This window comes from Monashia sp. HAY1-2A (genome assembly GCF_056755315.1).
Window position 1 is genome coordinate 13,173 of sequence record NZ_JBNDHY010000008.1, and the last position, 13,970, is coordinate 27,142.

13 protein-coding genes are annotated in these 13,970 nt (G+C 72.6%); 12 read left to right on the top strand and 1 reads right to left on the bottom strand.

What is annotated here, in order from left to right; translation table 11 throughout:
* The first annotated feature begins 120 nt into the window (after positions 1–120).
* From ACPYOM_RS02255 to ACPYOM_RS02275, 5 genes are all read left to right on the top strand, one after another.
* The gene (locus ACPYOM_RS02255) at positions 121–1,035 is read left to right on the top strand and encodes an ABC transporter substrate-binding protein (protein WP_481344733.1); all 915 of its coding nucleotides are present in this window, start codon (positions 121–123) and stop codon (positions 1,033–1,035) included.
* Positions 1,032–2,012, top strand: a complete 981-nt coding sequence (locus ACPYOM_RS02260; RefSeq protein ID WP_481344734.1) for an amino acid ABC transporter permease — start codon at positions 1,032–1,034, stop codon at positions 2,010–2,012. Before ACPYOM_RS02255 ends, ACPYOM_RS02260 begins: the two co-directional genes overlap by 4 nt.
* Positions 2,012–2,869, top strand: coding sequence for an amino acid ABC transporter ATP-binding protein (locus ACPYOM_RS02265; protein WP_481344735.1), 858 nt, complete (start codon positions 2,012–2,014; stop codon positions 2,867–2,869). The genes ACPYOM_RS02260 and ACPYOM_RS02265 overlap by 1 nt, the downstream gene beginning before the upstream one ends.
* Before the next feature lie 154 nt (positions 2,870–3,023).
* The gene (paaK, locus tag ACPYOM_RS02270) at positions 3,024–4,343 is read left to right on the top strand and encodes a phenylacetate--CoA ligase PaaK (RefSeq protein ID WP_481344736.1); all 1,320 of its coding nucleotides are present in this window, start codon (positions 3,024–3,026) and stop codon (positions 4,341–4,343) included.
* A 132-nt stretch (positions 4,344–4,475) separates the two neighbouring features.
* On the top strand, positions 4,476–4,931 hold the full coding sequence (locus ACPYOM_RS02275) for a nitroreductase/quinone reductase family protein (RefSeq protein WP_481343650.1): 456 nt from the start codon (positions 4,476–4,478) through the stop codon (positions 4,929–4,931).
* Here ACPYOM_RS02275 and ACPYOM_RS02280 read toward each other — a convergent pair.
* The gene (locus ACPYOM_RS02280; RefSeq protein ID WP_481344737.1) at positions 4,923–5,333 is read right to left on the bottom strand and encodes a GntR family transcriptional regulator; all 411 of its coding nucleotides are present in this window, start codon (positions 5,331–5,333) and stop codon (positions 4,923–4,925) included. The two genes, ACPYOM_RS02275 and ACPYOM_RS02280, sit on opposite strands and share 9 nt — an antisense overlap.
* A 139-nt stretch (positions 5,334–5,472) precedes the next feature.
* On the opposite strand from ACPYOM_RS02280, the gene ACPYOM_RS02285 reads away from it, so the two are divergent.
* The 7 genes from ACPYOM_RS02285 (at position 5,473) to galE (ending at position 13,959) form a co-directional block, all read left to right on the top strand.
* Positions 5,473–6,975 (top strand): cytochrome ubiquinol oxidase subunit I, encoded by a 1,503-nt coding sequence (locus ACPYOM_RS02285; RefSeq protein ID WP_481344738.1) that lies wholly within the window; start codon positions 5,473–5,475, stop codon positions 6,973–6,975.
* A gap of 17 nt (positions 6,976–6,992) precedes the next feature.
* Entirely contained in the window at positions 6,993–8,042 is a 1,050-nt protein-coding gene (gene cydB / locus ACPYOM_RS02290) for a cytochrome d ubiquinol oxidase subunit II (protein WP_481344739.1), read from the top strand.
* Between the two features lie 12 nt (positions 8,043–8,054).
* Complete coding sequence (cydD, locus tag ACPYOM_RS02295; RefSeq protein WP_481344740.1) at positions 8,055–9,710, top strand: thiol reductant ABC exporter subunit CydD; 1,656 nt, start codon at positions 8,055–8,057, stop codon at positions 9,708–9,710.
* Entirely contained in the window at positions 9,707–11,521 is a 1,815-nt protein-coding gene (gene cydC / locus ACPYOM_RS02300) for a thiol reductant ABC exporter subunit CydC (RefSeq protein WP_481344741.1), read from the top strand. Before cydD ends, cydC begins: the two co-directional genes overlap by 4 nt.
* Before the next feature lie 12 nt (positions 11,522–11,533).
* A complete protein-coding gene (locus tag ACPYOM_RS02305; RefSeq protein WP_481341403.1) occupies positions 11,534–11,956 on the top strand; it encodes a BlaI/MecI/CopY family transcriptional regulator in 423 nt (140 codons plus the stop codon).
* 3 nt (positions 11,957–11,959) lie between these two features.
* Entirely contained in the window at positions 11,960–12,856 is an 897-nt protein-coding gene (locus ACPYOM_RS02310) for a M56 family metallopeptidase (RefSeq protein ID WP_481344742.1), read from the top strand.
* A gap of 80 nt (positions 12,857–12,936) precedes the next feature.
* Complete coding sequence (gene galE / locus ACPYOM_RS02315) at positions 12,937–13,959, top strand: UDP-glucose 4-epimerase GalE (protein ID WP_481344743.1); 1,023 nt, start codon at positions 12,937–12,939, stop codon at positions 13,957–13,959.
* The last annotated feature ends 11 nt before the right edge of the window (positions 13,960–13,970 follow it).

Sequence of the window (13,970 nt, forward strand, 5' to 3'; positions counted from 1 at the left end):
CTAACGGTTCGGTGTCCCTAGTGTCCACCTGCCGGGATAGATGGCAGGATCGGCCAGACCCAGCGCAGCGCACCGTCGCGCCTGCCTGACCGATGCAACGCCCGGAAGGACCCCACACGCATGCGCCGCATGTCCCTCATCGCCGCCACCGGCCTCGTCGCCGTCGGCCTCTCGCTGTCCGCCTGCGGGTCGAACTCACTGTCGACCAACCCCGGCAGCGGCGGTTCCGCGGCCGGCGGCCCCGCCACGACGCCGGCCGGTGGCGGCGTCGACCAGGCCCTCGCCGCCAAGGTGCCCGCAGCCCTCAAGAGCAAGGGCGTCATCACCGTCGGCACCGACCCGACGTACGCGCCGAACGAGATGCTCGGCTCCGACGGCAAGACGGTCGAGGGCTTCGACGTCGACGTCTTCAACGCCGTGGCCGCCAAGCTCGGCCTCAAGACCGAGTGGCAGCCGGCTGGCTTCCCCACGATCATCCTCGGCGTCACGAGCGGCAAGTACGACATCGGCGTCTCGAGCTTCACCATCAACCCCGACCGCAAGAAGCAGGTCAACATGGTGAGCTACTACAAGGCCGGCACCCAGTGGGTCGTCGCCAAGGGCAACCCCGAGAAGGTCACCATGGACGACGTCTGCGGCAAGAGCGTCGGTGCCCAGAAGGGCACCGTCCAGGCCGACGATCTCGCCGCCCGCAGCAAGAAGTGCACCGACGCCGGCAAGCCGGCCATCACCATGGTCATCCAGGAGGGCCAGAACCAGGTGACGTCCGACGTCGTCAGCGGCAAGACCGTCGCGATGCTCGCCGACTCGCCGGTCGGCCTCTACGCCGTCAAGACGACGGGCCAGCTCGAGCCGCTCGGCGACATCTACGACTCGGCCCCCTACGGATTCGTCGTCCCCAAGGACCAGACCGACTTCGCCAACCTCCTCGTCGAGGCCCTCAAGGCCACCAAGGCCGACGGCAGCTACGAGGCCGCCCTGAAGAAGTACTCGGTCGAGGCCGGCGCCATCGACGACTTCGCCCTGAACCCGTGAGCGAGACCACCGGCACCACGACGGGCTCGTCCCCGGCCGCACCCGCGGCCGGGGACCGCCCCGGCATCATCGACGCGCGGCCCGTGCCCCACCCCGGCCGGTGGGTGGCGCTCGTCGTCATCCTCGTGCTGCTCGCGATGCTCATCAGCTCGTTCCTGACCAACGACCGCTGGAACTTCCCCAAGGCGCTCGAGATCATGAACCAGTCGCCCGTCCTCGAGGGGCTCTGGAAGGGCACGATCATCGGCACCGTCGGCGCGATGGTCATCGGTGTGGTCGGCGGCGTGCTCGTCGCGATCCTGCGCCTGTCGCCCAACCCGGTGCTGCGCGGCGTCTCCTTCGTCTACACGTGGTTCTTCCGCGGCATCCCGCGTCTCGTGCTCCTCGCGATGATCGGCAGCGGCCTCGGCTACCTCTACAGCCACATCGACTTCGGGGTGCCGTTCGGCGAGCAGCTCGCCTCGCTCATGGGCCTGGACCGCAGCTTCACGTTCTTCACGCTCAACGTCAACCAGTTCTCGAGCACGCTCCTCGCCGGCATCATCGGCCTGGGCCTGTCCGAGGCCGCCTACATGGCCGAGATCGCCCGCGCCGGGATCCTGTCGGTCGACCAGGGCCAGAACGAGGCGGCGGCCGCGCTCGGCATGAGCCGAGGCCAGGCGATGCGGCGGATCGTCCTGCCCCAGGCGATGCGCGTCATCGTGCCGCCGACCGGCAACGAGACCATCGCGATGGTCAAGGACACCTCGCTGCTGTCGGCGATCCCGGTCATCACCGAGCTCTTCTACCAGACGAGCGCGATCGGCAACCGGACGCTGCTCATCATGCCGGCGTTCGTCGCCGTCACCGCGTGGTACCTCGTCGTCGGGTCGGTGCTCATGGTCGGCCAGTACTTCCTCGAGCGACGCTTCGGGCGCGGCTTCGGCGCCCCGAGCAACAGGCGGTTCGCTCGACCGGCCGGGGCGGGAGGCGCGTGATGCCAGACACGACCACGACCACCGGCGCGTCGAGGGGGCCGGGGCGGCGGCGTCCGGGCACCGACGAGGAGCAGCCGCTCGTCCGGGCGCTCAACGTCCTGAAGAGCTTCCACGGCAACGAGGTGCTCAAGGGCATCGACCTCGACGTCCACCGCGGCGAGGTCGTCTGCCTCCTCGGCCCGTCGGGGTCGGGCAAGACGACGTTCCTGCGCTGCATCAACCAGCTCGAGCAGATCGACGGCGGCCGCATCTGGGTCGACGGCGACCTCGTGGGCTTCCGCGAGGAGAACGGCCACCTGCACCACCTGACCGACAAGCAGGTGGCCGCGCAGCGCCGCGAGATCGGCATGGTGTTCCAGCGCTTCAACCTCTTCCCGCACATGACGGCCCTCGAGAACGTCATCGAGGCCCCGGTCCAGGTCAAGGGCGTCGGCAAGAAGGCGGCGCGCGGGCGGGCCCAGCAGCTGCTCGAGCAGGTGGGCCTGGCCGACAAGGCCGGGTCCTACCCGGCGCAGCTGTCGGGCGGCCAGCAGCAGCGCGTCGCGATCGCGCGGGCGCTCGCCATGGAGCCGAAGCTCATGCTCTTCGACGAGCCCACCTCGGCCCTCGACCCCGAGCTGGTCGGCGACGTGCTCCGGGTCATGCGCGAGCTCGCCCGCGACGGCATGACGATGATCGTCGTGACGCACGAGATGGGCTTCGCCCGGGACGTCGCCGACCACGTCGTGTTCATGGACGGCGGTGTCGTCGTCGAGGAGGGGGCGCCCAAGGACGTCATCGGCAACCCGCAGCACGATCGCACCCGCACCTTCCTCAAGCGGATGCGCGCGGACTCCCACGACGACGCCGGCGCCTGACGCGTCACCGACCCGGCCGCGGCGCGTCCGCCCAGCCCGGACGCCACGTCACCCCGCAACACACCGAGCAGCAGCCAGCTCCGCACGGAGTACCCGTGACGGGTTGGCAGCTGCTCGGTGTGTTGCGGTTCGGGGGTGGGTGACAATGGGCGGCATGACGACGGAGTCACCGGGGCGTCGGCCCGCCCTGCCGGACCACGAGATCCCGACGCTGTCGGTCGACGAGCTGCGCACGCTCCAGCTCGAGCGCCTGCAGGCGACGGTGCGGCGGGCGTACGACAACGTCTCGCACTACCGGAAGGCGTTGGAGGACAAGGACGTTCACCCGGATGACGTGCGAGGGCTGGCGGACCTGCGGCACCTGCCGTTCACGACCAAGGCGGACCTGCGCGCCAACTACCCGTTCGGGATGTTCGCGGTGCCGCGCGAGCACGTCGTCCGCATCCACGCCAGCTCGGGCACGACCGGCCGCCCGACCGTCGTCGGCTACACGCGGCGCGACGTCGACACGTGGGCCGACCTCATGGCCCGCTCGATCCGGCTGGCGGGCGGCCACCCGGGCGACGTCGTCCACGTCGCGTACGGCTACGGGCTGTTCACGGGCGGCCTGGGCGCGCACTACGGCGTCGAGCGGCTCGGGGCCACCGTCGTGCCGGTCAGCGGCGGCATGACCGAGCGACAGGTCCAGCTCATCCAGGACTTCGGCCCGCGGGTCATCATGGTGACGCCGAGCTACTTCCTGTCCCTCCTCGACGAGATGGAACGCGCCGGTCTCGACCCCTCCGCGACGAGCCTGCAGGTCGGCATCTTCGGCGCCGAGCCGTGGACCGAGTCGATGCGCCAAGAGATCGAGCGACGCACCGGCATGGACGCCGTCGACATCTACGGCCTGTCGGAGGTCATGGGGCCGGGCGTGGCGCAGGAGGCGGCCACGACGAAGGACGGCCTGCACGTGTGGGAGGACCACTTCTACCCCGAGGTCATCGACCCGGTCACCGAGGAGGTGCTGCCCGACGGTGAGCTCGGCGAGCTCGTCCTCACGTCGCTGACCAAGGAGGCGATGCCGGTGCTGCGCTACCGGACCCGCGACCTGACCCGGCTGCTCCCGGGCACCGCCGTGCCCTCGATGCGGCGCATGGCCAAGGTGACCGGTCGCACCGACGACATGATGATCATCCGTGGGGTCAACGTGTTCCCGACCCAGATCGAGGAGCACGTCCTCGCCGAGCCGGAGCTCTCGCCGTACTTCCAGTGCGTCCTGAGCCAGCCGGGCCGGATGGTCGAGCTGACGGTTCTCGTCGAGCCCCTCGAGCGCCTGTCGGAGGACGCGACCCTTGAGGTCGCGCGCCGCCTCGAGCACGCGGTCAAGACGCACGTCGGGGTGACGTGCCGCGTCGAGGTCCGCGCGCCGGGGTCGATCGAGCGGTCGATCGGCAAGGCCCGCCGGATCGTCGACGAGCGTCCCAGGGCCTGACGCGCCCGCTGCCACCGCCCCGCCGACGGGTCGGCCTCCGCGCGATTCGGTCCCGAGAAGGGCCCGACCGGTGCTTCACTCAGGCGAGGGCGTCCGGGTCGGCCCGGACGCCGGCGAGCGAGCGAGGTCCCGATGGCATCGATCGGCCAGCGTCTGTGGAAGGTCGGCAGCACCGTCGCCGTCTGGGTGTACCGGCGCACCGGGGGCCGGCTCGGCGGTACGGCCAAGGGCGGCAGCCGCGTCCTGCTGCTCACCGTGGCGGGCCGCAGGACCGGCGTGCCGCACACGGTGCCCGTCGGGTACGTGCTCCGCGACGGCGCCTACTACCTGGCGGCCTCCGCCGGCGGGCAGCACGCCGAGCCGCAGTGGATCCGCAACCTGCGTGCGGCCACGTCGGCGACGATCGAGGTGGGCCGCGAGCGCCACGAGGTCGCCGTGGAGGTGCTGCGTGGCGCCTCGCGAGACGCGGCGTGGAACGACGTCATCGTCGCCACCCACCCGTTCTTCGCCGACTACGAGACGAAGGCGGGCCGCACCATCGCCGTGGCGAGGCTGACGCCCACGGAGTCCGGCGTCGGGTCAGCCTGAGGCCGGGGGCCGGAAGGCACGGCGCACCGCGTCGAGCGCGTCCGCCTCGCCGAACCCAGCGTCGCGCACGCCCGCGACGAACCGTGCGGCGAGCGCCTCCAGGGCGACCTCGCCGGCGTGCGCCCCGGTCGCGACCGTCGTGCCGGCGCGTCGACCGGTGACGACGAGACCCGCGGCCTCGAGCTGCTTGACGGCGCGGGCGACGGTGCCGGCGGCGACGCCGAGCTCGGTGGCCAGCCCACGGACGGTGGGAAGGCGGTCGCCTGGCAGGAGCCGCCCGCTCGTGATGAGGTCGGCGAGGCCGACGCGCACCTGCTCGAAGGGCGGGGCGGCCGCGTCGAGGTCGACGCGCACGAGTCCGCCACCGCCGGAACCGTCCACCGTCACCGTGCGTGCATCCACGCGGCCCATCCTCGCCGGTGCGGCCGGGCGTGGCGCGCCTCACACGCCGAACACCTCCCCGACGTGCTGTAGTACTACAGGGTGTCGTATCCTCTACTACGTCATGTAGTTCGCCAGTCTCTCCGTGTCGGGAGCCTCCATGGATGCCACAGACCTGGCCAGGTGGCAGTTCGCCATCACCACCGTCTACCACTTCCTCTTCGTGCCGATCACCATCGGCATGTCCCTCGTCGTCGCCGTCTTCAACACGCTGTGGGTTCGCACCCGCGACGAGCAGTGGATGCGGCTCGCCTCCTTCTTCGGCAAGCTCTTCCTCATCAACTTCGCGCTCGGGCTCGTGACCGGCATCGTGCAGGAGTTCCAGTTCGGGATGAACTGGAGCGACTACTCGCGCTTCGTCGGTGACATCTTCGGCGCGCCGCTCGCGATCGAGGCGTTGCTCGCCTTCTTCCTCGAGTCGACCTTCCTCGGCCTGTGGATCTTCGGCCGCGGTCGCCTCCCCGAGAAGCTGCACGCCGCGACGATGTGGGTCGTCCACGTCGGCACCGTGCTGTCGGCGTACTTCATCCTCGCCGCCAACTCGTTCATGCAGCACCCGGTCGGCTTCCGGTTCAACCCCCAGAGCGGGCGCGCCGAGCTGACCGACTTCTTCGCGGTCCTGACGAACAAGGTGCAGCTCGTCACCTTCCCGCACGTCGTGCTGTCGGCTTACATGACCGGCGCCGGTGTCGTCATGGGTGTCTCGCTGTGGCTGATGCGACGCGAGGCACGCCGGGCCGCCGGTGTGGCCGCAGTGGCCACGGTGGCCGCGGTGGCCGGGGCCGGCGGCTCGGACGCCGGGATGTACCGGCGCGCGACGCGTCTGGCCGCCGTGTTCTGCCTCGTCGCGGCGGCGGGCGTCGCCCTGTCCGGTGACGTCCAGGGCAAGATCATGACCGAGGTCCAGCCGATGAAGATGGCCGCCGCGGAGGCGCTCTACGACTCGGTCCCGGCCGGTCAGGGCGCGCCCTTCTCGGTGCTGTCGGTCGGCTCCCTCGACGGCTCGCACGCCAACGCCGTCATCGAGGTTCCCGGCCTGCTCAGCTTCCTGGCCACCGGCTCGTTCGACGGTGCCGTCCAGGGCATCAACGACCTCAAGGCCGAGTACGCCCAGCGGTACGGGGCCTCCGGCGACCCGCTCGTCGCCGACGCGGCCACCGCCTATGCGCCCAACATCCCGACCACGTACTGGACGTTCCGTCTCATGATCGGGCTCGGCGTCGCCACGGCCCTCATCGCCCTCGCCGTCCTGTGGCTGACCCGCAGGGGCCGCACCCCGACCCAGCGCTGGCTCGTGTGGCTGGGCATCGCGGCACCGCTCCTGCCGGTGTTCGCGAACAGCTTCGGCTGGATCTTCACCGAGGTCGGTCGCCAGCCGTGGGTCGTCTTCGGCCTCATGACGACCGCCCACGGCGTGTCGCCGGGTGTGTCCGTCGGCGAGGTCCTCACCTCGATGGTCGTCTTCACCCTCCTGTACGGAGCGCTGGCCGTCGTCGAGGTCAAGCTCTTCCTCCACTACGTCCGAAAGGGTGCCGAGCCGTTCGAGCAGCCTCCGGACCCGAGCGAGCGGGACGAGGACGCACCCCTCGTCTTCGCCTACTGAAAGGCGCGTGACCACCCATGGACCTCGCAACCTTCTGGTTCATCGTCCTCGGCATCCTCTGGACCGGCTACCTCGTCCTCGAGGGCTTCGACTTCGGCGTCGGCATGCTCCTACCGGTGCTGGGGGGTCGGCGGTACGCGTCCGACGCGGCCGACGCGCAGAAGCGCCGGCGCGTCCTGCTCAACACCATCGGGCCGGTGTGGGACGGCAACGAGGTCTGGGTGCTGACCGCCGGTGGCGCGACGTTCGCGGCCTTCCCGCACTGGTACGCCACGCTCTTCAGCGGCTTCTACCTGCCGCTGCTCGTCATCCTCGTCGCGCTCATCGTGCGCAACCTCGGGTTCGAGTACCGGCACAAGCGTGACGACGCCCGGTGGAAGGCACGCTGGGACCAGGCGATCTTCTGGGGCTCGCTCGTGCCCGCCCTCCTGTGGGGCGTCGCGCTGACGAACATCGTGCGCGGCGTACCGATCGACGCGCACAAGGAGTTCACCGGCACCGTCCTCACCCTGCTCAACCCGATGGGCCTGCTCGGCGGGATCGTCTTCGTGGCGCTGTTCCTCACCCACGGCGCGATCTTCGTGGCGCTGAAGACCGACGGGCAGATCCGCCACGAGGCACGCGTCATCGCCCAGCGGGTCGGTGGCGTCGCCGCGGGGGCGGCGGTCGTGCTGCTGCTGTGGCTGGGTGTGACCGACGGCAAGGTCGCCTCGTGGGCCACGACGGTCGTGGCGGCGGTGGCGCTGCTCGGCGCGCTGGCGGCCAACCGCGCCGGACGCGAGGGGTGGGCGTTCGTCGGCACGGCGACGACGATCGCCATGGCGGTCGCGACGTACTTCCTCGTGCTGTTCCCGAACGTCATGCCCTCGACGACCGACCCGGCGTTCAACCTGACCGTCGACAACGCGTCGAGCACCGACTACACGCTCAAGGTCATGACGATCGTCGCGCTCGTCTTCACGCCGATCGTCCTGCTCTACCAAGGCTGGACGTACTGGGTGTTCCGGAAGCGCTTGACCACCAAGCACATTCCCGAGGACGCTCCGCTCGTTCCCAGCGGTACCTGAGGGGCCGACGACGTGAGACCCTTCGACCCACGGCTGCTCCGGGTGGTCCCCGCCGCCCGGAGGCCCGCCCTCGCCCTCGGCGCCTTGGGCGTCGCGAGCGGCGTCGCGACGATCGCCACCGCCTTCGCCCTGTCGGCCGTCGTCGTCGGCGTCGTCGACGGGTCCGGGCTCGTCGGCCCGCTGACCTGGCTCGGCGCGCTGTTCCTCGTGCGCGCCGGGCTCGCCGCCGGCAACGAGGCCGTCGCGGCGTGGGCCGGCGTGGCGGTGTCGTCGGCGCTGCGCTCCGCGCTGCTGCGCCACTGGGGCCGGGTCGACGCCGACACGGCGCCCGAGCCCGGCCGTGCCGTGGCGCTCGCCACCGCGGGCACGAGCGCGGTCGAGCCGTACGCGTCGAGGTACCTGCCGACGCTCGTCACCGCCGCGTTCGTTCCGGTCGTCGCCCTCGGCACCCTCGTCGTCGTCGACTGGCCGAGCGCGCTCGTCGTCGCGCTGACGCTGCCGCTGCTGCCGCTGTTCGCCGCGCTCATCGGCCGCGCCACCGCCGACACGACCGAGCGGCGCTGGGCGGCACTGGCCGCGCTCGCGGGCCACTTCCTCGACGTCGTCCGTGGCCTGCCGACGCTCGTGTCCTACGGTCGCGCGCGGCGCCAGGTCGAGACGGTGCGCGAGGTCAGCGACCGGCACCGCCGCGCGACGATGGAGACCCTCCGCATCGCGTTCCTGTCCTCGGCCGCCCTCGAGCTGCTCGCGACGATCTCCGTGGCGATCGTCGCCGTGACCGTCGGGCTGCGCCTGTCGAACGGGTCGATGGCCCTCGGCCCGGCCCTCGTCGCGATCCTCCTCGCCCCGGAGGCGTACTGGCCCGTGCGACGGGTCGGCGCCGAGTTCCATGCCGCCGCCGACGGCGCCGCCGCCCTCGACGCCCTCCTCGCCGAGCTGGCCACCTCCGCCACCCCCTCCCCCTCCTTGGGACCGAACGAGTCGTTCGGTGCCGGAAGCCGCGGGGTGGCCGGGCGTGCGGGAGAGGTGCGGGCCTCCCGGCTGACCTACGCCTACGGGCCCGCGTCCTCCCCCGTCGTCGAGGACCTCGACCTCGTCGCCGGACCCGGGCTCACCGTCGTCACCGGTGAGTCCGGTGCCGGCAAGTCGACGCTGCTCGACCTCCTCGCCGGACTGCGCACGCCGACGACGGGCACCGTCTCCGCACCGCCGTCGCACTACCTGACGCAGCGTCCGTTCCTGCCCACCGGGTCGGTCCGGGCCGCCCTGACCATCGGGCACCCGGCCACCGACGAGCAGCTGTGGCACGCCCTGCGCACCGTCGGCGTCGACGGCGTCGTCGCAGCGCTGCCGGGCGGCCTGTCGGCCTCGCTCGGGGACGACGGCTTCGGCCTGTCCGCCGGCCAGCGTCAGCGCCTCGCCCTCGCCCGGGCCTGGCTCGCCCCGGAGACCGTCCTCCTCCTCGACGAGCCGACCGCCCACGTGGACGCCGCCGGCGCCGAGTCCCTCGCGGACGTCGTCGCCGAGCTGGCCGAGCGTCGCGTCGTCGTCGTCGTGACCCACCGCGACGAGCTCGTGCGCCGGGCCGACCACCACGTCGTCCTCTCGCGCCACGGCCGTGCGCCCGCCCGAACCACCCCCGGTCCCGCGAAGGAGGCGACCCGGTGACCCCCACCGCCACCTCGCGGCCCGAGTCACGTCCCCCAGGGGGCGTCGCGCATCCCGCCACCGCTGCCACCACCGCCACCCGGCGGCGCGGCGTCTCGTGGCCGTCTGCCGGCACGGTCCGCGGGGGCCTCCTCGGGGGCGTCGCCACCGCCTCGGGCATGGCGCTCACGGCGACGTCCGGCTGGCTGATCGTCCGCGCCGCCGAGCGGCCCGTCGTCCTCACGCTGCTCACGGCGATCGTCATGGTGCGCGCCCTCGGGATCGCGCGACCGGTGTTCCGCTACGCCGAGCGGCTCGTCAGCCACGACGCGGCGCTGCGGCTGCTGGCCGAACGACGCACCGACGCCTACGCCCGCCTCGTGCCGCTGACCCCCGCGCGGCTGGGCCGACGCCGCCGGGCGGACGTCCTGACCGGCGTCGTCGAGGACCTCACCGACGCCGTCGACGCGCAGGTGCGGGTCACCGTGCCGGTCATCTCGACCGTCCTGGCCGGTGGCCTCGTCATCGCGGTCGTCGCGGCGGTCGCCCTGCCCGTGGGCCTCGTGCTGCTGGCCCTCGCGGTCGTCGTCGGTGTCGTGTGCGCCGTCGCGCTCGCCCTCGAGTCCCGTTCCCTCCCGGACCTGCTCGCGGCCTGCGCCGAGGTCGCGCGGGTCAGCGAGCTGATGGCCACGCAGTCCCGGGAGCTGCGCGCGGTCGGCGGTTGGGACACGGCGCTCGGGTGGCTCGACGACGCCCACCGCACCCTCGAGCAGGTCACGCGCCGCATCAGCCTGGGTCGTGCCACAGCCGCAGCGCTGTTCCTCGTCGGCGTGGGCGCCGCCGTGGCCGCCACCGCCGTCATCGCCCGGGGCCTTGATGTCGCCACGCCCGTCAAGGCCCTCCTCGTCCTGACCCCCGTCGCGGTGTCGGAGGCCATCACGCCGCTCGTCGACGCGATGCGTGCCCTCGCCCGCGCACGTGGCAGCGAGGCGCGCATCGACGCGCTCCTCGACAGCGACCCCGCCGTCGTCGACCCGGCCGCAGACGCGGTCCCCGACGCCGTCACCGGGGGGTCCGACGCCGACGCTGCCGACCACCTCTCCGCGGCCGGGGGCGTCGCCGTCGACGTGCGCGGCCTCACGGCGTCGTGGACGGGCCGCCGCACCGACCTCGGCCCGCTCGACCTCGACCTGCGGCCCGGCAGCCGCGTCGTCGTCACCGGACCGAACGGCACCGGCAAGTCGACCCTGCTCGCCGTCCTCGCCCGGCACCTCGACCCGTCGGGCGGCAGCTATGCGCTCGACGGCAGCGACGCGCTCGGCGTCCCGCTCGAGGCCGCGCGGTCGCGCATCGCGGTCGTCGACGACGAGCCCCACGTCTTCGCCACGACGCTGCGCAACAACCTGACGCTCGCCCGTCCGGACGCGTCCGACGCCGAGGTCGAGGCTGCCCTGGACGCCGCCGGCCTCGGCGGGCTCCTCGCCGACCTGCCGGACGGGCTCGACACCACTCTCGGGGCGTCCGGACGCGGTCTGTCCGGGGGCGAACGGGCCCGGCTCGGCATCGCGCGAGCCCACGTCAGCCGCCGCCCGCTCGTCCTGCTCGACGAGCCGGTGGCCCACCTCGACCCACCGACCGCGCGCGCCGTGCTCGCCGACCTGACCGGCGCGGCAGAGGCTCGCCAGACGCTCGTCATGGTGACCCACCGTGACGAAGGGACCGACCTGTTCGACCGGGTCGTCGCCCTGCACCACCCGGCATCGGGCACGATGCCACCCAGCACCGCGACCGGCGACGACGGCCGCGGGTCCGGATCCGGCGAGCGCCGGTAGATTGGAACGACCATGCCCAACACTCCCCGCAACCGCCTCGGCGAGCTCGAGCGCGCCGTCATGGAGCACCTCTGGAACACCGCGGAGTCGAACCCGGGCGGCCTCACCGTCCGCGACGTCCACGACGAGATCGGCGTCGAGCGGGGCCTGGCCTACACGACGCTCATGACCGTCCTCGACCGGATGGCCAAGAAGGACCTCGTCACGCGCGAGCGCGACGGACGCGCCTGGCGCTACACGCCCGCGTCGACGCGTGAGGAGCTGACGTCCGAGTCGCTGCACCACACCCTCGGCGAGCTGGCCGGCGAGACCCGCCGCAGCGCCCTCCTGCACTTCCTCGACGAGTCGACGCCGGAGGAGCTCGACGAGCTCAAGGCCGCCCTCGCCGAGCTCGAGGCGCGCCGCGGTCCCGGGCCGAAACCCCGAAGCGCCTGACCCATGGTCGTCGTCGGCACGCTCGTGGTGCTCGCGGCGCTGCTGGCGTGGCCGGTGCCGCGGCTGCTGTCCCGCGTCACGGTGCTGCGTCGGGCGCCGCGTGCCGCGCTGGCGCTGTGGCAGGCGACGGCCGTCGCCGCCGTCATCGCCGCGCTGCTGGCCGCTCCCGCCGCGCTGCCGGCGCTCCTCGGTCACCGCGCGCGGCTCGCCGACACGTGGCCCGTCGTCGCCGTCGCCGGCGCCCTGAGTGCCGTCGTCGCCGGCCGGCTGCTCGTCGCCGGCGACCGCATCGGACGCCAGCTGCGGGCGGCCCGGCGGCGGCACCGCGACCTCGTCGACCTGCTCGGCGCGGCCGGTGAGGGCCCCGACCGCGACATGCGCGTCCTCGAGCACGCGACGCCCACTGCCTACTGCGTCCCGGGCGTCCGGCGCCGGGTGGTCCTGACCCAGGGCACGCTCGCGCGGCTGGCACCCGAGGAGCTCGACGCGGTCCTCGCGCACGAGCGCGCGCACCTCACCGCGCGGCACGACCTCGTCATGGAGTTCTTCACCGTGGTCCACGAGGCGGTACCGCGGTTCCTGCGCTCCGACGCCGCGCTGCACGAGGTGCACCTGCTCATCGAGGTGCTCGCCGACCGCGCAGCGGTTCGCCGCACGGGCCCGGTCACCACGGGCCGGGCGATCGTCGCGATGGCCGACGGCCCGAAACCGTTGGGCGCGATGGCGATCCGTGAGAACGCGCCGGTGGCCAGGACCCGCATCGAGCTGCTCGACGCCGACCGCATCGCGGGCCTGCCGGCGGAGGTCGTCGGGGGCGGGATGTACGCGGCCGCCGTGGCGCTCGTCGCGGCGCCGCTCGGGCTGTACGCGCTCGCCATCGCGGGTTTCGCGCTCGTCTGAGGCGGCTCGGTCGGCTCGGTCGGCTCGGTCGGCTCGGTCGGCTCGGGAGGGCGGCTCGACCGGCTCGGTAGGGTGACCGCATGCGCGTACTCGTCAGTGGCGGCGCCGGCTACATCGGCTCGCACACCGTGGTCCAGCTCGTCGCCGCCGGGCACGAGGTCCTCATCGTCGACAACTTCGCCAACAGCAAGCCGGCCGTCGTCAACCGCCTCGAGGCCCTGACCGACACACACCTGCCGGTCCACGCCTTCGACCTCACCGACGTCGACAAGACCGAGCACCTCTTCGCCCACGAGCACATCGACGCCGTCATCCACTTCGCCGGGCTCAAGGCCGTCGGTGAGAGCGTCGAGCTGCCGCTCGAGTACTACGAGAACAACCTCGGCTCGACGTTCTCGCTCGTCCGCGCCATGCGACGCCACGGCGTCGACAAGCTCGTCTTCTCCTCCTCGGCCACCGTGTACGGCCTCGACCAGGAGGCCGCCACCGAGGACCGGTCGACGTCGGCGACCAACCCGTACGGCTGGACCAAGGTCATGCAGGAGCAGATCCTGCGCGACGTCGCCGTGGCCCACCCGTCGATGCGGTTCGCGCTGCTGCGGTACTTCAACCCGGTGGGCGCCCATGTCAGCGGCACCATCGGCGAGGACCCGCAGGGCATCCCGAACAACCTCGTGCCCTACATCTCCCAGGTCGCCGTCGGACGCCGCGAGTACCTGCAGGTCTACGGCGACGACTACCCGACCCCCGACGGAACCGGCCTGCGCGACTACATCCACGTCGAGGACCTCGCCGCCGGCCACCTCGCCGCCCTGGCCCGGCTCGGCACGATGGACGAGCCGGTCGGCGTCTGGAACCTCGGCACGGGGCAGGGCACGTCGGTGCTCGAGATGCTCCACGCGTTCGAGCGGGCGGTCGATCGTGAGCTGCCCTATCGCGTCGTCCCACGCCGGGCCGGTGACGTCGCCGTGTCCTTCGCCGACCCGACCAAGGCCAACGAGGAGCTCGGCTGGCGCGCGACCCGCACCGTCGACGACATGTGCGTCGACACGTGGCGCTGGCAGCAGGCCAACCCGACCGGTTACCCGGACAGCGCCGGCTGACCCGCGCGCCC